Origin of the sequence: Candidatus Planktophila dulcis, assembly GCF_002288225.1 — a bacterium.
Classification (GTDB): Bacteria; Actinomycetota; Actinomycetes; order Nanopelagicales; family Nanopelagicaceae; genus Planktophila; species Planktophila dulcis.
In genome coordinates, this window is sequence record NZ_CP016777.1 from 822,408 (window position 1) to 842,158 (window position 19,751).

General features: G+C 48.9%; 21 protein-coding genes. 1 reads left to right on the forward strand and 20 read right to left on the reverse strand.

The window, feature by feature from the left end; genetic code table 11:
- The 19 genes from miaA to recG form a co-directional block, all read right to left on the reverse strand.
- On the reverse strand, positions 1-903 hold the full coding sequence (gene miaA / locus A1sIIA65_RS04175; RefSeq protein WP_095676323.1) for a tRNA (adenosine(37)-N6)-dimethylallyltransferase MiaA: 903 nt from the start codon (positions 901-903) through the stop codon (positions 1-3).
- Positions 900-2,312: a tRNA (N6-isopentenyl adenosine(37)-C2)-methylthiotransferase MiaB gene (gene miaB / locus A1sIIA65_RS04180; protein WP_095676324.1), complete on the reverse strand. Its 1,413-nt coding sequence runs from the start codon at positions 2,310-2,312 to the stop codon at positions 900-902. Before miaB ends, miaA begins: the two co-directional genes overlap by 4 nt.
- A gap of 21 nt (positions 2,313-2,333) precedes the next feature.
- Positions 2,334-3,302 (reverse strand): acyl-ACP desaturase, encoded by a 969-nt coding sequence (locus A1sIIA65_RS04185; RefSeq protein WP_095676325.1) that lies wholly within the window; start codon positions 3,300-3,302, stop codon positions 2,334-2,336.
- Between the two features lie 38 nt (positions 3,303-3,340).
- Complete coding sequence (gene trmD, locus A1sIIA65_RS04190) at positions 3,341-4,024, reverse strand: tRNA (guanosine(37)-N1)-methyltransferase TrmD (protein ID WP_095676326.1); 684 nt, start codon at positions 4,022-4,024, stop codon at positions 3,341-3,343.
- The gene (gene rimM, locus A1sIIA65_RS04195; RefSeq protein WP_095676327.1) at positions 4,024-4,524 is read right to left on the reverse strand and encodes a ribosome maturation factor RimM; all 501 of its coding nucleotides are present in this window, start codon (positions 4,522-4,524) and stop codon (positions 4,024-4,026) included. The genes trmD and rimM overlap by 1 nt, the downstream gene beginning before the upstream one ends.
- A 13-nt stretch (positions 4,525-4,537) precedes the next feature.
- Positions 4,538-4,777 (reverse strand): RNA-binding protein, encoded by a 240-nt coding sequence (locus A1sIIA65_RS04200; protein WP_095676328.1) that lies wholly within the window; start codon positions 4,775-4,777, stop codon positions 4,538-4,540.
- Complete coding sequence (rpsP, locus tag A1sIIA65_RS04205) at positions 4,777-5,346, reverse strand: 30S ribosomal protein S16 (protein WP_095676329.1); 570 nt, start codon at positions 5,344-5,346, stop codon at positions 4,777-4,779. Before rpsP ends, A1sIIA65_RS04200 begins: the two co-directional genes overlap by 1 nt.
- A 148-nt stretch (positions 5,347-5,494) precedes the next feature.
- Complete coding sequence (gene ffh, locus A1sIIA65_RS04210) at positions 5,495-6,937, reverse strand: signal recognition particle protein (protein WP_095676330.1); 1,443 nt, start codon at positions 6,935-6,937, stop codon at positions 5,495-5,497.
- Positions 6,938-6,984: 47 nt separating this feature from the next.
- On the reverse strand, positions 6,985-7,323 hold the full coding sequence (locus A1sIIA65_RS04215; protein ID WP_095676331.1) for a P-II family nitrogen regulator: 339 nt from the start codon (positions 7,321-7,323) through the stop codon (positions 6,985-6,987).
- The gene (locus A1sIIA65_RS04220; RefSeq protein ID WP_095676332.1) at positions 7,320-8,624 is read right to left on the reverse strand and encodes an ammonium transporter; all 1,305 of its coding nucleotides are present in this window, start codon (positions 8,622-8,624) and stop codon (positions 7,320-7,322) included. The genes A1sIIA65_RS04215 and A1sIIA65_RS04220 overlap by 4 nt, the downstream gene beginning before the upstream one ends.
- A gap of 131 nt (positions 8,625-8,755) precedes the next feature.
- Positions 8,756-9,592 (reverse strand): signal recognition particle-docking protein FtsY, encoded by an 837-nt coding sequence (gene ftsY, locus A1sIIA65_RS04225; protein WP_095676333.1) that lies wholly within the window; start codon positions 9,590-9,592, stop codon positions 8,756-8,758.
- Between the two features lie 19 nt (positions 9,593-9,611).
- Positions 9,612-13,148 (reverse strand): chromosome segregation protein SMC, encoded by a 3,537-nt coding sequence (gene smc / locus A1sIIA65_RS04230; RefSeq protein ID WP_223298502.1) that lies wholly within the window; start codon positions 13,146-13,148, stop codon positions 9,612-9,614.
- A gap of 73 nt (positions 13,149-13,221) precedes the next feature.
- Positions 13,222-13,857, reverse strand: a complete 636-nt coding sequence (rnc, locus tag A1sIIA65_RS04235; protein ID WP_420021971.1) for a ribonuclease III — start codon at positions 13,855-13,857, stop codon at positions 13,222-13,224.
- A gap of 49 nt (positions 13,858-13,906) precedes the next feature.
- Positions 13,907-14,080, reverse strand: coding sequence for a 50S ribosomal protein L32 (gene rpmF, locus A1sIIA65_RS04240; protein ID WP_095676334.1), 174 nt, complete (start codon positions 14,078-14,080; stop codon positions 13,907-13,909).
- 81 nt (positions 14,081-14,161) lie between these two features.
- Positions 14,162-14,755: a YceD family protein gene (locus tag A1sIIA65_RS04245; RefSeq protein ID WP_223298504.1), complete on the reverse strand. Its 594-nt coding sequence runs from the start codon at positions 14,753-14,755 to the stop codon at positions 14,162-14,164.
- On the reverse strand, positions 14,724-15,212 hold the full coding sequence (locus tag A1sIIA65_RS04250; protein WP_223298017.1) for an ATP synthase subunit B family protein: 489 nt from the start codon (positions 15,210-15,212) through the stop codon (positions 14,724-14,726). The genes A1sIIA65_RS04245 and A1sIIA65_RS04250 overlap by 32 nt, the downstream gene beginning before the upstream one ends.
- Positions 15,209-15,691: a pantetheine-phosphate adenylyltransferase gene (gene coaD / locus A1sIIA65_RS04255; protein ID WP_095676335.1), complete on the reverse strand. Its 483-nt coding sequence runs from the start codon at positions 15,689-15,691 to the stop codon at positions 15,209-15,211. The genes A1sIIA65_RS04250 and coaD overlap by 4 nt, the downstream gene beginning before the upstream one ends.
- Positions 15,692-15,720: 29 nt before the next feature.
- Positions 15,721-16,308 carry a 16S rRNA (guanine(966)-N(2))-methyltransferase RsmD gene (rsmD, locus tag A1sIIA65_RS04260; RefSeq protein ID WP_095676336.1) on the reverse strand — a complete coding sequence of 196 codons (588 nt, stop codon included), beginning with the start codon at positions 16,306-16,308 and terminating at the stop codon, positions 15,721-15,723.
- A gap of 2 nt (positions 16,309-16,310) precedes the next feature.
- Positions 16,311-18,476, reverse strand: coding sequence for an ATP-dependent DNA helicase RecG (recG, locus tag A1sIIA65_RS04265; RefSeq protein WP_095676337.1), 2,166 nt, complete (start codon positions 18,474-18,476; stop codon positions 16,311-16,313).
- A 162-nt stretch (positions 18,477-18,638) separates the two neighbouring features.
- Here recG and rpmB point away from each other — a divergent pair, with 162 nt between their 5' ends.
- Positions 18,639-18,824 (forward strand): 50S ribosomal protein L28, encoded by a 186-nt coding sequence (gene rpmB, locus A1sIIA65_RS04270; protein ID WP_095531270.1) that lies wholly within the window; start codon positions 18,639-18,641, stop codon positions 18,822-18,824.
- 9 nt (positions 18,825-18,833) lie between these two features.
- Here the strand turns inward: rpmB and thiL are convergent, their stop codons facing one another.
- Positions 18,834-19,748, reverse strand: a complete 915-nt coding sequence (thiL, locus tag A1sIIA65_RS04275; protein ID WP_095676338.1) for a thiamine-phosphate kinase — start codon at positions 19,746-19,748, stop codon at positions 18,834-18,836.
- Positions 19,749-19,751 lie beyond the last annotated feature (3 nt).

The window sequence follows — 19,751 nt, forward strand, 5'->3', positions numbered from 1 at the left end:
TTATGAGTTTATCTTCTGGAGGATAGTTTCAAGACGAGGTTGGTGCTGTGCAACCCACTGAATGCGAGCATCACGAGAGAACCAGGTCTCTTGGCGACGGGCATATTGCCTACTTGCTCGCTTTGTATCCTCTTTCGCTTCCTCTTCTGTCATTGTGCCACTTCGCATTGCAATGATCTGTGCATACCCTAGAGCGCGCTGAGCGGTGCTGCCATTTCCAATACCTTGGCTGATTAATCGATCTACTTCATCAACAAAGCCCGCATCCCACATGCGATCAACACGTTGGTCAATTCGCTCTCGCAAATGTTCGCGATCCATCACTAGGCCAAATTGCAAGGCATCGGGATATCTCGAACTATCTTCTCGAGGCAGGTTTGCAGTAAATGGCATACCCGTAATTTCAATAACTTCGAGTGCTCGAATAACGCGCCTTGTATTAGCGCGATCTATAGCAAGTGCTGCAGCAGGATCTAACTCTTCAAGACGAGCAAAGAGTGCAGCTGCTCCAAATTCCGCTAACTCAGCCTCTAACTTTGCTCGAACTTCTGGATCTGTATCGGGGAAGTTTAAATCATCCAATATTGCTTTGATGTAGAGACCGGTACCTCCAACAATCACCACATCTTTACCGCGACCATGGATCTCTGTAATCGCAGCGCGAGCTTGCTCTTGATACCAAGCGACTGTCGAATCTTCGCTCACATCTAGAACATCGAGAAGGTGATGTGGGATCCCTTCACGTTCTTCAACAGTTAGTTTTGCAGTTCCGATATCCATACCTCGATAGAGCTGCATGGAGTCGGCATTGATAATTTCAGCACCAAGCTCTTGCGCAATTTCAATTGCAATATCGCTCTTGCCTGTGGCTGTTGCACCACAAATAACGATCACCTTGCTCATGCACGAACTTTCGGCATACCAAGGGTTGTAGAAGCTGGAGCGGTGCGCGCAGCATGAGCATCTCCCCCACGAGTGCGATGAACTGCAACTGAATCACCGATCAAATAGTGGGCCGAGCTCTGTAAAATCTTCACATCCACAAAATCTCCAGGACGTGCATCTGTATCGCTGCTGAAGTGAACCAATCTAAAGTCTTCTGAGCGGCCCGTCATGCGTGATTGCGCTTCATCGCGGCGACCTTCAATTTCAGAGACCATCACGCGATGTGTTGTCCCGATAGCTTCTTCATTGACCGATTGTGAAATCTTCTGCTGATGTTCATGAAGGCGCGTATATCGCTCACCCACAACATCTTCAGGAACTTGATTCTCCATAGCACCAGCAGGAGTTCCCGGACGAATGGAATATTTGTATGTATAGGCAGCTGCAAAACGCGCCTGCGTTGCGATATCGAGAGTTCCTTGGAAATCTTCTTCTGTCTCACCAGGGAATCCAACGATGATGTCGGTTGTAATCATGGCCTGTGGCATCGCAGTTCGAACTCGCTCCAAAATCCCTAAGTACTTATCAGTTCTATAAGAGCGTCTCATGGTCTGCAAGATTGCATCGCTTCCTGATTGAAGTGGCATATGCAGATGCGGCATCACATTAGGAGTCTGCGCCATAGCTTCAATGACATCATCAGTGAAATCTCGTGGGTGCGGTGACATAAAGCGAACACGCTCAAGCCCCTCAATCTTGCCCGCCTCACGCAGTAGCTTTGCAAAAGCGCCACGATCGCCGAATTCAACACCGTATGCATTCACATTCTGTCCAAGCAGCGTTATCTCAATGACGCCTTGATCTACCAATGCTCGCATTTCTGTCAGAACATCAACTGCTGGGCGATCTTTTTCAACCCCACGCAAAGTGGGCACGATGCAGAAGGTGCAGGTGTTATTGCAGCCCACTGACACTGAAACCCACGATGTGAAGGCTGAGAATCTGCGCGCTGGAAGCGTTGATGGGAAATGCTCGAGAGCTTCAAGAATCTCAATCTGTGACTCTTCTTCAATGCGTGCACGCTCTAGAAGCACAGGAAGGGAGCCAACATTATGTGTACCAAAGACCACATCCACGTAGGGAGCTTTCTTGAGAATGATTGATTGATCTTTCTGAGCAAGACATCCACCCACGGCAATCTGCATTGCTGGATTCTTCTTCTTAATGGGAGCTAAGAAACTCAAATTTCCATAGAGTTTATTGTCTGCGTTCTCACGCACAGCACATGTATTAAAGACGACGATATCTGCTTGTTGTCCTTCAGGAACTGGCAAATATCCTGCTTCATCGAGCAATCCGGCAATACGTTCAGAATCGTGCACGTTCATCTGACACCCGTAGGTCTCAACCAGATAAGTGCGCGCCATGGCACCTATCTTATTTGAGGTCTAGTTAGTGATGCGAATTGGTTGAATACCACGAGCTATTTGACGCTCGAAGTGGACTTCACGCTTATCGTTAAATGTCGCAGCAGTCTTATAAGTCGCATCCATAAATGCGCTGAGCTCTTCACGTGCCTTGAGGCCATCGCCTGAGAGATCAGTGCGCTCGAATACATTCCACGCACGAAGAACGGGCGCAACAACATCATCGAGGTGCTGCTGGAGATCATAAATTCCAGCAAGTGCGATCTGCACAGCCTTGCGACCAAAGCCTGGCATATTCGCACCTGGCATATCAAAGTTAGTGACGACATCCGCAATTGCTCGCATTGCAGCATTTGGTTCCATATCGAGCGCTGCTGAAAGAGTATTGCGATAGAAGAGCATGTGAAGGTTCTCATCGAGTGCAACGCGCTGCATCATACCTTCTGCAATCGGATCATCTGAAAGCTTTCCAGTGTTACGGTGTGAAATACGGGTAGCAAGTTCTTGGAAAGAAACATAGGCAATGGTGTGCAACATATCGTTCTCATATGGTGTCTGATAGCCAAGAGACATATGTGCCATGCGAAGATCTTCGAGTACATATGGATCAACGCCACGAGTTGCCATCAGGTAATCACGAATCACAATGGCGTGGCGTGCTTCTTCAGCAGTCCAGCGTTCAATCCAATTACCCCACGCGCCATCGCGACCCATAGAGATAGCAATCTCGGTGTGATAGCTCGGCAGATTATCTTCAGTCAGAAGATTGAGAATCAGTGAATCCTGAGCAACGGGAGTTAGACGTGAATCTTTTGCTTCCCACGCATCGCCATTGAGAGGACCTGCATAATCGCGGCCTTCAGACCATGGGACATATTCGTGGGGATACCAGTTCTTTTGAACTGAGAGGTGGCGTTCGAGCTCAACTGCAACAACAGGTTCAAGATCACGAATAAGACGTGCTTGGATTGCTGCCGACTCTTCACTCATGGGCGCAACAGTACGGCAGTCACTCGGTTACTAACGAGTTAGAAATTATCTTCTGCCCTTTTTTGCGCCTGTTGTGTGCGCCATTTCGCAATTTCGGCATGGTTACCACTCAAAAGAATCTCGGGAACCGAGATTCCGCGCCACTCTTGAGGCTTAGTGAAATTCGGATATTCAAGATATCCCTCACTGTTATGTGACTCCTCTGCCAGTGATTCTGGATTGCCAAGAACTCCAGGGATCAAACGGGTGATTGCTTCAATCATGACCATAGAAGCAACCTCACCCCCACCGAGGACATAATCGCCGATAGAGACTTCATGCACACGAATATTGCGTGTTTGGAATTCTGGCTGCGAGTAATACTGGCGCACGCGATCGTCAATGCCTTCATAACGACCACAGGCAAAGATCAGTTGAGTAGATGTTGAAAAACTCTCAGCCATCTTCTGGTTGAACTTCTTGCCTGCAGGGGTGAGGATGATCAAATCAGCACCATCGGCAATCACAGAATCGATTGTTTTTGCCCACACCTCAGGCAGCATCACCATTCCAGCTCCACCACCATAAGGAGTGTCATCGACTGTGTTGTGATTGTCATTGGTCTGTGCGCGAAGATCGTGAACAGCAATATCAACAAGACCTGCGCTCTGCGCTTTACCGAGCAGAGATAGCTTCAGCGGTGAGAGGTATTCAGGAAATATCGAGATGACATCAATTTTCATCAGATACTCCCTGCAATCTCTGGTGGAATCACTGTCATCATCTTCTTCTTGATATCAACAACTGGAACCAATTGGCGAACAAAGGGAATAAGTACTTCACCCGTTGCAGTCTTAATGGATAAGACATCTTGGCCTGGAAGGTTGAGGACATCGCTCACAACGCCGAACTCATCACCGTCGACGAGAAAGGCTTTACAGCCAACAAGCTGTAGGACGTGATAATCATCTTCATCCACACCTGGAGCATCGATATCAACATCGCTATAGAGAAGTTCATTGCGAAAAGCTTCGATGGCGTTGCGATCTTCGATTCCTTCAAAGCCGAGCAACAAAATTCCGTTGTGTACACGTGCAGAAACCACGGTTAATTCACCGTGGTTTTCTGTCTGTAAGACTGCGCCGATGGCGAAGCGATCTTCTGCCTCATCTGTTCGGACTTCGATAGTTGCTTCACCAAGAATTCCGTGAGCTTTACCGATGCGGCCCACGTTTAATTTCATGGGTGCTAAAGAGTTAACGAACCTCGTCGGTATCGATGAGATCGACACGTACTGAGCGACCAGCAAGTGCGCTTACGACTGTGCGAAGCGCCTTTGCTGTACGTCCATTACGACCGATTACCTTGCCGATATCGTCAGGATTAACACGCACTTCGAGCGTTGTGCCACGACGGTGTGTTTTTTCCTTGACATTGACATCGTCAGGGTTATCAACGATTCCCTTTACGAGATGTTCGAGAGCTTCATCAATCATTATTCAGCAGGAGTTTCCGCTACAGGTGCTTCTTCAGCAACAGCTTCTACTGCAGGAGTCTCTTCAACTACTACTTCAGCAACAGGTGCTTCAACTACTGCTTCTTCAGCAACAGCTTCAGCAACAGGTGCTTCAACTACTGCTTCTTCAACAACTGGTGCTGACTTTGCAGCAAGCTTCTCTTGCGCCTTCTTCTTCAAAGTTGTTGCACCTTCTGCAGGTTCTGCAGCAGCAGCCTTAACAGCTGCTTCATATGCAACGCTCTTTGCAGGCTTTGGAGCTGCAAATCGAAGAGTGCCTTCAGTTCCTGGAAGACCCTTGAACTTCTGCCAATCGCCTGTCACCTTCAGAAGCGCCTCTACAGCCTCTGATGGTTGTGCGCCAACGCCGAGCCAGTACAGAGCGCGCTCTGAGTTAACTTCGATGATTGATGGCTCTTGTCCTGGGACGTAGCGACCGATCTCTTCAATAGAGAGTCCGTTACGTGCCTTGCGTGAATCTGTAATAACAATGCGGAAATAAGGTGTGCGAATTTTTCCCATGCGCATTAAACGAATTTTTGTTGACAAAGAAGTAGTGCTCCTAAAAAGTGTGTCGTACCAATTTGCTACAGCGGGGTGCGTAGCCAAGAGGTCCAACTTTGGATTGGATTGTTACCGGGGTAGAGGGCCCTGTAACAGGTGGCTAATCTTGCCAGTTACGCTCACAATGTGGAAATCAGCCGTTTTCCAACGCTCGTTTAGCGGGATTTCCTGACTTCGACTTCTTCTTCTGAATCGGGGCAGCCTTCTTGGGCCCTTGCGGCATCGGTGGCATTCCTGGGGGCAGCGCCATCCCAGCAGGCATTCCCCCGCCATTGCGCATCTGCTTCATCATCTTCTGAGCTGCTGAGAATTTATCCACGAGGGCATTCACGTCAGAGACTTTGCGACCAGAACCAAGAGCGATGCGCGCACGACGTGAACCGTTGAGCACTTTGAGATCTCGACGTTCAAGCGGCGTCATTGACTGCACAATCGCCTTAGTGCGAGTGATCTCTGATTCATCAAAGTTATCTATCTGCTTCTTCATCTGACCTGCACCAGGCAACATTCCTAGCAACTTACCCATCGAACCCATCCTGGACATCGCCTCAATTTGTTCAAGGAAATCATCGAGTGTGAAGTCTTCTCCTGCCATGAATTTCTCTTCGAGCTTCTTTGCCGAATCTCCATCAAATGCCTTCTTTGCTTGTTCGGCAAGAGTTGCGACATCGCCCATACCAAGGATGCGAGATGCCATACGTTCTGGATAGAAGATATCGAAATCACTGAGTTTTTCACCAGTTGATGCAAACATAATTGGACGACCGGTAAGTGCTGCAATCGAAAGTGCCGCACCACCTCGTGCATCACCATCGAGCTTGGTAAGAACTACACCATCAAAGCCAACGCCGTCTTGGAAAGCCTTTACTGTGCGAACAGCATCTTGACCGATCATCGCATCGACAACAAAGAGAATTTCATCAGGTTTAACAGCATCGCGAATAGCGATTGCTTCCTTCATAAGCTCTTCATCAATACCCAGGCGGCCTGCGGTATCAACAATGACAATGTTGTGAAGTTTGGACTTTGCAAATGCAATTCCATCTTGCGCAACCTTGACGGGATTGCCCACACCATTTCCTGGTTCAGGAGCAAATACGGGAACTCCTGCAGATTGACCAACTACTTGAAGTTGATTGACTGCATTTGGTCGCTGAAGGTCGGAAGCAATAAGGATTGGTGTATCGCCCTGATCTTTATAGAACTTGGCAAGCTTTGCCGCAAGTGTTGTCTTACCAGCACCTTGCAGACCGGCAAGCATGATGACCGTTGGTGGGCTTTTAGCAAAGCGCACACGACGAGCTCCACCACCGAGAATTTCGGTGAGCTCTTGGTTTACGACATCAAAGATTGCTTGCGCCTGATTGGTTCCTGATTGCAGAGTCGGAAGGACTTCCAAAGCTCTCTGACGCACTTTTTGAGCAAAGCTTTCAACCACTTCAAGTGCAACATCTGCCTCTAGAAGCGCCTGACGGATATCTGCCGTAGTTGCATCGACATCCTTCTCAGATATCTTTCCACGCGAACGCAGGGTGCTAAAGGCACCAGCGAATTTGCCTGAGAGTGTGTCGAACATAGTGGTGGAACTCTACTTGAGCACCGACCTGATCTTGGACACGCTACCTAGATAGCTTCGGCTCCTTCTTCACCTGTTCGCACACGTACAACTTGCTCAACGGGAGTAGTCCAAACTTTTCCATCTCCAATAGACCCTGTAGACGCTGCTTTAACGATTACATCTACTAGTGAAGCTGCATTCTTATCATCGACAAGAACTTCGAGTCGAACTTTGGGCACGAGGTCGACGGTGTATTCAGCACCACGATAAACCTCTGTATGTCCAAGTTGACGGCCAAAGCCACTGGCTTCAGAGACCGTCATACCTGTAACGCCCGCAGCTACCAAAGCATCTTTTACATCATCTAACTTAAATGGTTTAAGAATTGCAGTTATTAACTTCATAGTGATGAACCTCCACGAGATGAGCTAGCTAATTCATAAGCAGATTCAGCATGTTCCTTGAGGTCTATGCCTTCGATTTCAACCTCGCGTGTAACACGGAAGCCGATTGTCTTTTCGATTGCAAAACCGATGATCAGAGTTGCAATGAAAGAGTACGCCGCCACTAGGCCAACGCCAAGTGCTTGCTTCGCCAGGAGATCGGAGCCTCCACCATAGAAGATTCCATCGACACCAACGCTATTGACGACGCTAGTTCCAAAGAAGCCTACTGAAAGAGAGCCCCAGATTCCGCCCACTAAGTGAACGCCAACAACATCGAGGGAATCATCCAGACCGAACTTGAACTTAAGTCCAACTGCCAAGGAGCAGAGGATGCCAGCGATGAGGCCAATAACAACGGCAGCCCAGGGGGCAACGAATGCGCAAGCCGGTGTGATCGCCACAAGACCCGCAACAACACCAGATGCTGCTCCGAGCGATGTGGCATGTCCGTTGCGAATCTTCTCAACGAGCAACCAGCCAAGTACTGCGCCAGCTGCTGCAACTTGTGTATTCATAAATGCAAGACCAGCAATGCCATTTGCAGCAAGGGAAGATCCAGCATTAAATCCAAACCATCCAAACCACAAGAGACCTGCGCCAAGCATCACGAGTGGAAGTGAATGTGGACGCATTGATTCCTTACGCCATCCGATGCGCTTTCCAAGAACGATGGCAAGTGCAAGTCCTGCTGCACCGGCATTGATGTGAACAGCAGTTCCACCAGCGAAGTCTTCAAGACCCTTGCCTGCAAGATAGCCAGTTCCTGTAACGGTATCTCCAACTTTGTTTCCAAAAGCAAATACCCAGTGAGCCACTGGGAAATAGACAACGGTTGACCAGATAGCAACGAATACTGCCCATGACGTGAACTTCGCGCGATCAGCAATTGCTCCGGAAATCAGCGCAGGAGTAATAATTGCAAACATCAATTGGAATGCTGCAAAGACAAGAACAGGAATTGGATACACGCCACCATTATTGGTTAAGTCATTTACCATTCCACCAAAACCACTAAACCCAATTCCTCCATACCAAGGTGAATCTCCAGAATAGCCAAAGGCTAATTCGAATCCATAAATGACCCACAGAATGCTGACGATTCCCATTGTCACCATCGACATCATCATCATATTAAGAACACTCTTGGTGCGAACCATTCCTCCATAGAAGAATGCCAATCCTGGAGTCATAAGAAGTACAAGTGCTGTACTCGCTAACATCCACGCAGTATCACCGCCGTTAAGAACTACGTCTTCCATATCTAATTCCATTTCCAAAGATGAGGGACACTCGTCGTTGAGATGGCGTAAAGATGCATCAGCTGGGTTACAGAGAAAGGATTCTCAGGTTAAGGCGGGGTCACAAAAGGCCACCTTTTGTTACAAGTGGGTTACGCGAGCAGGCCTTCTATGTAGGAATCGGGCTCAAAGGCGGCAAAATCCCCAGCAGACTCCCCTGTACCAATAAATTTGATCGGGATATCCAGGGAGCTTTCAATCGCGAGAGCAACCCCGCCCCTGGCACTTCCATCGAGTTTGGTAACAATCAACCCTGTTACTTCAACAGCCTCACTAAATATCTTTGCTTGAGCTAAACCGTTCTGACCCGTGGTGCCATCAATAACTAAGAGAACTTCGGCAAGCGGTGCACCTTTTTCAATCACACGCTTTACTTTTCCAAGTTCATCCATGAGATCACTCTTATTGTGAAGACGTCCTGCTGTATCCACAATTAAATACTTGCTACCGATTTCAACCGCTCGCTTAACGCTGTCGAATGCAACAGATGCCGGCTCTGCGCCTTCCTTGCCAGCGATGACTTCAACGCCAATGCGCTCACCCCATGTGGTGAGCTGATCTACCGCTGCAGCTCGAAAAGTATCTGCCGCAGCCAAAGTGACAGAGTCACCATTGCTATGCAGAAGAGTTGCCAGTTTTGCAACCGATGTCGTCTTACCTGTTCCATTCACACCAACAACCATGATCACATTTGTTGGCAGCCCACTGCTAATCGCACGATCTTTTGAGGACAGTTTTGAAACGAGGATCTCTTTGATCGCTGCTTCTGCATCATCACCGCGCATCTTCTTGGCAGCTGCAAGTAGCTCTGTGACAAGTGCTGGACCTAGATCAGAGGCAAGAAGTTCAACCTCAATCTCATTCCAATCGAGTGCTGAGGCGCTCGATGTTCCACGAACTTTGGCAATTATCCGATTAAAGAGACCCATCGCTTACACCCTGATAAAACTAGGCAGTTTCAGATTCGCGAAGGCGCTGCGAAATTACTTCAGTGACACCATCTCCGCGCATCGTCACGCCATAGAGCGCATCAGCAATCTCCATAGTGCGCTTCTGGTGAGTAATGATGATCAACTGTGAACTCTCGCGAAGCTCTTCAAAGATTGTGAGCAGTCTTCCGAGGTTGACATCATCGAGCGCTGCTTCAACTTCATCGAGCACATAGAACGGGCTAGGGCGCGCTTTAAAGATCGCAACGAGCATTGCAACCGCGGTGAGTGACTTCTCTCCACCTGATAGAAGTGAAAGACGCTTGACGCGCTTTCCTGGTGGACGCGCTTCCACATCAACACCAGTATTAAGAAGATCATCAGGATTGGTAAGGAATAGACGACCATCTCCACCTGGGAATAAGCGAGAGAAAATATCCTTAAAGTGTTCAGCTACTTCTTCATACGCTTCCATAAAGATCTGCTGCACGCGATCATCGACTTCCTTGATGATGTCCAGGAGATCCTTCTTGGTGCGTTTTAAATCCTCAAGCTGTTCTGCCAAGAACTTCAAGCGCTCTTCCAGTGCGTTGTATTCCTCGAGTGCAAGAGGGTTAATCTTTCCAAGCAGAGTTAGAGAGCGCTCAGTTGCAGCAAGGCGCTTCTCTTGTTGATCACGGCGATAAGGAATGAGCTCAGTTGCAACAATTTCACCCAACTCAGTCTCAATAAATGTAGGAACATCCTTATCTGGACCGTATTCAGAGATCAGAGTTGGGATATCAATACCAAGTTCTTCCACAGCCTTGGTCTGAAGTGCTTCAACACGCATACGTTGTTCAGCGCGAGCAATCTCATCGCGGTGAACGCTAGAGGTCAGTTGATCAAGTTCTTGAGTGAGTTCGCGGTTACGAGAACGCACGGTGAGCGTCTCACCTTCACGATCGGTGCGAGCAGTCTCAAGTCGTGAACGCTCTACCTGAGCTTTTGCAATCGAACGCTCGATGTTAATCAACGCTTCATATGCCGCCTCTGCAATTGCTTGAGAGATGACTGCACCGCGCGCACGAGCTCCGCGTCGAGATACTGCGCGCTCAGATGCTTCACGCTCTGCACGAGCAGATTCTTCTAGCGCAAGTGCTCGTGCTGAAATTGATGCAACGCGCTCTTCTGATGTGCGCACAGCAAGGCGGGCTTCAACTTCTGTCGTACGCGCATTCGACACTTCATTACGGAGAGATTCTGCGTGAGCATGATCAGGTTCAGCAATCTCACCATGATTTTGCATCTGGTTGGAAGCAATAGAGAGTTCATTCTCATCGCGCGACTTTGCAGCCGTTGCTTCATTAATTGCTGTAGTAAGGCGATCTACTTCAGCAGTTGCAGATTTGATGTTCTGCCCAGAGACAGCAAGTTGTTCAGTTAAAGCTGCAATGCGAGCATCGGATTCATTGAGTTTACCCAGTGCTGCATCAAATGCTGACTGCTTTGCATCAACATCAGTTGCTGCTGTAGAGATTTCAAATTTAAGACGATCACACTTGTGATTGAGATCTTCAAGCTTCTTCGCTAGATCTTCAATAAGGGCTCTGATTTCGATCAGAGATGTAGAAGATGCTGATCCACCACGTGCACGGTGAGATGTGATGACATCACCATCGCGAGTAACAACTGTGACTTGTGGATGCTGGGAAAGAATGGATTCTGCTGCGCGCGCATTATCTACAACAACAGTTGTAGCAAGAAGGGATGTGAGAAGTTCAGATATCTGTGATGAGCGAACATGGCTCAGCAGTGAGGTCTGACCTGCAGGTGTCTGACCCCCAGCGCGCTGTCCTGGTTCATAGACCAAGACATCTGCTTGTCCTAAGTTTTCACTGCGAAGAGTTGTAAGCGCACTCACGGCAGATGAAAGATCCTTCACAACGACAGCGTCAGCAAGTGAGCCCAGTGCCGCAGCAGTTGCTGCCTCCCAACCAGAATCAATCTGAATGAGGGATGCAATGCTTCCAAGAATCTGAACTCCACGAGAATCTTTAATGAGGGCTGCGGCGCCATCTCGAGAATCTGAAGTTAAGCGCATCGCCTCAAGCTTGGATTCAGTTGCATTACGTTCACGATCTGCAGCACGCTCTGCATCAACTAATTCAGTGTGTGCTTTCTTCGCTGATTCAAGTGAGTTCTTAGCTCCCTGGAATTGTGAATCTAGGCCTTGCTCACCAGCATCGGCGTTACCAATCTCCATCTCAAACTTTGCATAGTCACCCTTTGCAGAATCAACACGAGATTGTGCTTCTGCGCGAGCTGCTGCAAGGCGTGAGATTTCTTCTGTGATTGCTTCAAGTCGAGCTGCAAGAGATTTGATGTGACCTTCTTGGCGCGCAGTGCCTTCGCGTTGATCTGCAATGGCGCGCATTGCGGCCGCAATCGTGTCTTCTTCAGCTTTCAGAGCCGCTTCAGCGCTTGCAAGTGCAGCAGTAGATCGTGCAAGTGCATTCTGCGCCTCAAGTACTGCTGCGCGAAGTTGAGCTTCCTCTTGGCGAAGGGCAGCAGCTTCTTGATCCAAAATTTCTGGGTCGCGACCTGCACTACGTGCTTCCTCTGCTTCTTCTGCAAGAAAGCGTGAACGCTCTTGCGCCAGTGATTGAGTACCGCGGAATTTTTCACGAAGAGCGCTCAGTGAGTAGTAATTCTCTTGAGCCTTGATAAGAAGTGGACTTTCAAATGCAGATTGGGCATCGAGTTCTTCTTCCCGCCTGCGCACCTTGTCGAGTTCACCTTCGACTTGAGAGCGACGCTCACGCAACGCATTCTCATCGGCTACTTCAGCATCAACCGTCTTTGAAAGAGAGATGTAATCATCTGCCAATAGGCGAAGCTTTGCATCACGCAGATCTGCTTGAATCGTTGCTGCCTTCTTCGCAACTTCGGCTTGCTTACCCAATGGGCGAAGCTGGCGACGAAGTTCAACAGTGAGGTCGTTAATACGTGCAAGGTTTGCCTGCATCGAATCCAGCTTACGAATCGCCTTCTCTTTACGTTTGCGATGCTTAAGAACTCCCGCTGCCTCTTCGATAAATCCGCGACGCTCTTCAGGTGTTGCCATCAAGATTGCATCGAGCTGGCCTTGGCCAACGATTACGTGCATCTCGCGACCGATTCCGGAATCGCTTAGGAGTTCTTGAATATCCAGAAGTCGTGATGCTTCACCATTTATTTGGTACTCACTCTGTCCATTACGAAAGAGAATGCGAGAGATAGTTACTTCGGTGTAATCAATCGGTAGTGCGCCATCGGTGTTATCAATGGTGACGGCAACTTCTGCGCGACCAAGAGGAGCACGGCCGGAAGTTCCAGCGAAGATGACATCTTCCATCTTTCCACCGCGCAGAGACTTCGCGCCTTGCTCGCCCATTACCCAGGTCAGAGCATCAACAACGTTAGATTTTCCAGAACCATTGGGACCGACCACGCAGGTGATGCCGGGTTCGAGGCGAAGAGTGGTCGCCGAAGCAAAGGATTTAAATCCCTTGAGGGTCAGACTCTTCAAATACACGCGGTAAACCTACCGTTGCACGCCTCATTGGTATAAAACCAACTCGGTTCAAGTTCTACTTGAGGGTTGTTCGTTAAATGGGCTGTTGTTGAGAAAGTATTTCAAAAGCAGTGCGTGCAGCTGATTGTTCAGCCTCTCGCTTGCTCTTTCCAAGGCCTTGCGCGATTGCTTCTCCTGTAACCATTGCAACTGCCGTAAAACTTTTATCATGATCTGGACCTGTCTCAGTCACCAGATATTCAGGTGAGCCCTTACCAAGGGAGGCAAGTAATTCTTGAAGAGCTGTCTTTCCATCAAGGCCAGCGCCCTTTGCCATGGCACTTTCGAGAGTATCTGCAATTAATCGCTTCACTACTTCGGTGCATTGCGTAAAGCCACAGCCGAGATAGATAGCGCCAATGAGCGCCTCTAAAGCATCTGCAAGGAGTGAATTCTTATCGCGACCGTTGGTGACTTCTTCACCTTTTCCAAGGCGAATGTATGTGCCCAAATCAAGGGTGCGAGCGATATCTGCGAGCGCACGCATATTGACAATGCCTGAACGCAGTGGAGAGAGACGACTTTCATCGAGATCGGGATACTTTAAGTAAAGCTCTTCGGTAACAATCAGACCTAATACAGAGTCACCGAGAAATTCAAGACGTTCATTGGTAGTTGTAATACCGGTTTCATAGGCGAAAGAGCGGTGGGTAAAAGCTAACTCGAGCAGTTCAGGAGAAAGTTCAACACCTAATTGCTCAAGAAGTTTTGAGAACAGATCAGACCTCGAGAACCTGACGGCGGTTATATGTTCCGCATGTAGGGCATGCAACGTGGTTGAGCTTTGGCTGCTGGCACTGCTGGCAGGTTGAGATCGCCGCTGCAGTTGTCTTCCACATGCTTCGACGTGAACGTGTCTTCGAACGAGACATCTTTCGCTTTGGTACTGGCACGGTAATCGTCCTTAATCTTGGAGCTACAAATCTAAATTTGCTGCTGGTGTTGCGATGGGGGTAAGTATCGCTTATTTCTGGTTAATTGCCAAAATCGAGCTTTTCAAGGCCAGACCAACGGGCATCGACGACCTCATGGGCATGGCCCTCGGGAAGCTTCTCCCACTTCTCCCCGCAGTCAGGGCATAGTCCAAGGCACTCCTCTGAGCAGAGCGGATTGACCGGCAAGGCCAAGATGATGGCATCGATAATCGGAATCTCAAGGTTCATCACATCGCCCTCCATCTGAAGTTCATCCTCCATATCGAGATCAACATCATCTTCTTCACGTCGCTTCTTGCGTCCCTTTTCATTGGTCGGCTCATAGCGATAGAGCTCTTGAATCTTACGTTCGACTACCTGCTCAACTGGATCTAAACAACGGATGCATTCACCGATAGCAACTGCATAGATATCTGCGCTCAATAAGACGCCTTCTGTCACAGATTCAAGGCGCACATCTACTTCAATGACATCGCCTTCAGGAACAGCAATGAGCGGAACGCCAATACGGGCGTTGGATTCAATATCAAGCTGATACTCCTTCATCTCCCCTGTGCGACGCGGGAGTTCGTGAGTATTCAGTAGGAAAGGGTTGGCAGATTTAGTCATCAGCATTGAGCTGCGAAAGTACATCTTTATCGTCAGCGCCTTCAAGTCGTTCGCGGCCACGTGCCACAGCTTCCATCGTCTTATTAAGAATTACTTCTAGTGTGGCAAGGCGACCATCGATATAGGCCTCAACCTCGCGGCGCTCATCTTCGGCAACATCGCGAGCTTCATCCAAGATGCGCTGAGCTTCATCGCGAGCTGCCTGAACGATTGATGTCTGCTCCACCATTCGTGAAACATCTTCACGCGCTGTGGCAATCATCGACTCAGCGCTGGTGCGCCCCTCTTCAATGATCTGATCACGCTTGGCAATGATGTCCTCTGCGCCAGATAAATCTGCTGGAAGGAATTCACGGGCACCTTCAAGAATTTCAAGCATCTCACCGCGGTGCACAACGCAGGATGCAGAAAGTGGAACACCGCGAGCTTCTTCAACGATGGCGATTGCTGTGTTCAGTTTCTCAATTGAATCCATTGTCATTTCTTTACTCCTGCTCGTGCTTTCAGTGCTGCATTGACATTTGCTGGAACCATCGAAGAGACATCGCCACCGTAGTGGGCAAGTTCCTTCACAATGGATGAAGATAAGAATGAATGTGTGGGCGATGTAGCCATAAACATGGTCTCAACACCAGATGCTTGGATATGCACCTGAGCCATCTGAAGTTCGTAATCAAAGTCAGTGACTGCGCGAAGCCCCTTCACGATTGCCTGCACGCCGTTCTTCTTGCAATACTCAACAAGAAGTCCGCTTCCTGTATCGACTGAGACATTAGGAAACTTCTTCACATTTTCAGCAATCAAAGCCATGCGCTCCTCTACTGAGAAGAGCCCTGACTTATTGCGATTGACGAATACTGCAACGATTACCTCATCAAATTGGTTGCTGGCGCGCTCAATAATGTCCAAGTGGCCAAATGTGATGGGATCAAAGGATCCTGGGCACACAGCGCGTTTCATGGTGCAAACGCTAGCAATGATTCCAGCGGTTATCCATTCTCACCCTCTATTGCGCGTGGAACACCATAAAAGATTGTCGCTTGGCCGTAATTCTTTTCGCGCAATGGCTCAAGGCCATCGGGCCATGAAATCTCTTTCACTCGTGAATTTCGTTCGATTGCAATGAGTGCTTGTGGGTGGATGAAATTGCCATCTCGCAATTGAATGAGCGTTTCAATCACATCAAGGTCATCAACTTCATACGGTGGATCGATATAGATGAAGTGATAGGGCTGCGCAGCCTTATCTTGCAAGAATCGGTGAACACTCATTGCATATAAGTGAAAAGTTCCAGGGCATTGCGCACTCTTTAAGTTTTCGAAATTACTGGTAATCGCCTTTGCAGCCGCATCATCTTTCTCAACTGCGTGCACGAGGGCAGCACCACGTGAGAGGGCTTCGAGTGCAATAGCTCCCGTACCGGCATAGAGATCGAGAATATGAAGTCCGTCGAATTCACCAAATTCTGATGCAAGAGTAGAGAAGAGAGCCTCACGAGCGCGATCTGAGGTAGGGCGAGTTGATGAGGCAACAGCATCGATGGTGCGACCTTTTGCAAGCCCGGCAATGATTCGCATTCTTATGCCTTATCTATATATTCGGATGCAGCATCAGCTTGAATCTGTGCAAGCTCTGCAGCAAGAAGTGGATACCCGGAAATTCCAGATTCGATAATTGTAGATGCATCATCACGTGCTTGTTCAATCATCGATTCATCTCTCAATACTCGAAGAAGACGCAGATGAGAGCGAGATCCTGATTGGCTCGCTCCCAAAACATCGCCTTCTCGACGTTGTTCAAGATCAATACGAGAGAGTTCAAAACCATCAACAGTTCCAGCAACTGCATCTAGTCGCATCCGTGCAGGACTTTCTGGCTCTGCATTAGTCACAAGCAGACACAATCCAGGTGAAGTTCCTCGCCCCACACGTCCGCGCAACTGATGAAGCTGAGAAACACCGAATCGATCAGCATCCATAATCACCATCACTGTGGCATTAGGAACGTCCACACCAACTTCAATGACAGTGGTTGATACCAAAACATCTATTTCTTTATTGGTAAAGGCCTGCATTGTTGAATCTTTCAGCTCTGCACTCTGGCGTCCATGCAGTGGCGCCACTTTCACTGCCTTCAGCGCTCCCCCGGATAGCAGGGGCCCAAGCTCTTCTACCGATGCAATCTCTGTTGAACTCTCGCCCATCAAGAAATCCATATCGCTATCTTCTGAAGTTCCTGCAGCAATTCGAGGAGCGACGATGTATGCCTGATGCCCTTGCGAAACTTCTTCGGTTATCCGCTCCCATGCACGTTCAAGAAATCCTGGCTTTTCTAAGACAGGAATGACATGAGTTGTGATGGGCTGGCGACCCAAAGGCAGTTCGCGCAACGTTGAAACATCAAGATCGCCAAAGACAGTCATCGCAACTGTTCGTGGAATAGGTGTTGCAGTCATCACCAGAAGATGTGGTGGAATTGTCGCTTTACTCTTGAGTGCATCACGTTGTTCAACTCCAAAGCGATGTTGTTCATCGACAACAATCAAACCTAAATCCTTAAAGGCCACACTCTCGCCAAGGAGCGCATGCGTTCCAATCACAATACCTGCAGCTCCTGATGCTGCAAGTGCTAGGGCATCTTTGCGCGCAGCAGCGTTCTGGGATCCCGTAATGAGAGTTACCTGTGTTGCTAATTCAGATCCACCCAGCATTCCACCTTGAGCAAGTGGACCAAGTAACTTCTGCATGGTGCGCAGATGCTGCGCTGCAAGAACTTCAGTCGGTGCAAGAAGGGCTGCCTGTCCCCCGTTATCAATGACAGTCAACATCGCACGCAGTGCAACCACTGTCTTACCAGAGCCAACTTCGCCTTGTAGCAAGCGATGCATCGGATGTGGTTGGGCCAGATCATGTGCGATCTCTTGCGCCACAGTGTTCTGACCTGCCGTGAGCTGGAATGGAAGTTGTGCATCAAATGCATCTAGTAACCCACCAAGGTGGGCAGGCCGTGCAACAGCATCGAGATTTTTCAACTCTTTTCTGCGAGAGAGCAGAAGTAGTTGGAGCATAAATGCTTCATCGAAGGTCAGGCGCTGACGTGCTTTCTCGGCGCTATCGAGATCTGCAGGGTTATGTAGCTGCACGAGAGCTTGGTGCAGAGTGGGATAGCCATACTTCTCTCGCACAGATTCAGGAAGATAGTCAGGAACTTCATCGAGTGCACCGATTGCAAGTTCAATGCACTGTGCAATCTTCCACGAAGGCAACTTCGCGCTTGCCGGATACATCGGTAAGTACTTGCCAGCAAAGCCCTCCACCGCAGCATCAACATCATTGCCATCGGGAATGAGTTCGTAATCAGGATGTGCCAATTGCCGTTTGCCGTTAAAGACTCCCACTTTTCCCGCAAAGAGGGCTTGCTTTCCCACCTTTAAATCTTTCTCGCGCCATGCCTGGTTAAAGAAGGTGAGTGAAAGTTTTGCAGAGCCATCGGTCACAATGACTTCAAGAATATTTCCTTTACGCGCATGCAAGCGTCTACTGGTTGCGCTGAAAACCTCAGCAAGAATGGTGACTTCATCGCCCTCATTGAGTTCTGCGATATCAGAGAGCTCACCGCGCACGAGATAGCGGCGGGGGTAGTGATGAAGTAAATCCCCTACGGTCACATATCCAAATAAGTCGCGAAGGACTTTAGTAGTGCGATCGCCCACGACACTGACAAGTTTGGAGTCGAGGGTGGCCATGGCGTTATTCTCTCGTTACTAGCGCCTACTCGCCCTTCTTTATGCACGGATTTTGGCGGATTCGCCCTACCCCGCCCCCTCTTGCTACCCTTACGCCCTGTTCCTCACAGGAACGAGAATTCTTTAGATCTAAGGAATTTGTAATCTAGAAGGAGTACCAACATGGCATCTTCATGCGACATCTGTGGCAAAGGCCCAAGCTTTGGCAATAACGTTTCACACTCACAGGTGAAGACACGTCGTCGTTGGAATCCAAATATCCAGCGCGTTAAGACAATCGTTGCAGGCGCATCAAAGCGTCAGAACGTATGTACTTCATGCCTTAAGGCTGGCAAAGTAACTCGATAACTCTTTTTCTTACTGAAAGTGGCTCCAGGAGACTGGGGCCTTTTTCCTTTCTACACCAGAAACTCCTACGCCTGCGAGCACCGAACCAATACGGATTCCAGGCAGATTAACGCCCGTTGCAAGCAGAACATGATCTTCTCCCCCAGCAAGAATCCACTGAAACACATCAACCTTCAGTTCATCAGCAAGGCTAGATAGCTCTGCAAATTCACTTGCTTGGGAAATCAGGGATTGATCCAGCGCGAGTTGCACGCCAGATGCTTCTGCAATCTGCTCAGCTTGAATAAGCACTGAATCACTGACATCAGCCATCGCAGTTGCCTTGCTGAAATCACATGTGTAATCCAGGGTAGGTGCAGAAAATTCTGAGAGTGCTCTTTCAGCAATGGAGCTATTGATTGAAACTTCGCGTGTGAGTAATTCAAGTCCAGCAGCTGACCATCCTGTTAATGAGGAGAGATAGAGGCCATCTCCCACCTGTGCACCACTTCGCAGAATTGGCGATTGCGCACTTCCCACAGCAGTCATCGAAATAACAATCTTCGGACCACGTGCAATATCTCCACCCACAATGAGCGCACCCGCTGAATCTGCCTCATGTTTCATTCCACGCGCAAGGTTTTCAATCCATTGCATCGTCTCATTGCCAGTCAGTGCAACCGATGCGGTGAGGAAGTCACACTTTCCACCCATCGAGAGGATGTCAGCAACGTTGGCTGCCGTAATTTTGCGCCCGATATCAAATGCTGAAGACCATTCCAGCTTGAAGTGCACATCCTCAACGGCCATATCTGAGGTGAGAATCGATTGAGATTGCGTTGCAACTACCGCTGCATCATCACCAATACCAACTTTCAGGCGAGGATCAGCGGTTGCGAATATCTTCTGCAGCGCAGTGACAACTTCGCGCTCAATTAAACCCATAGC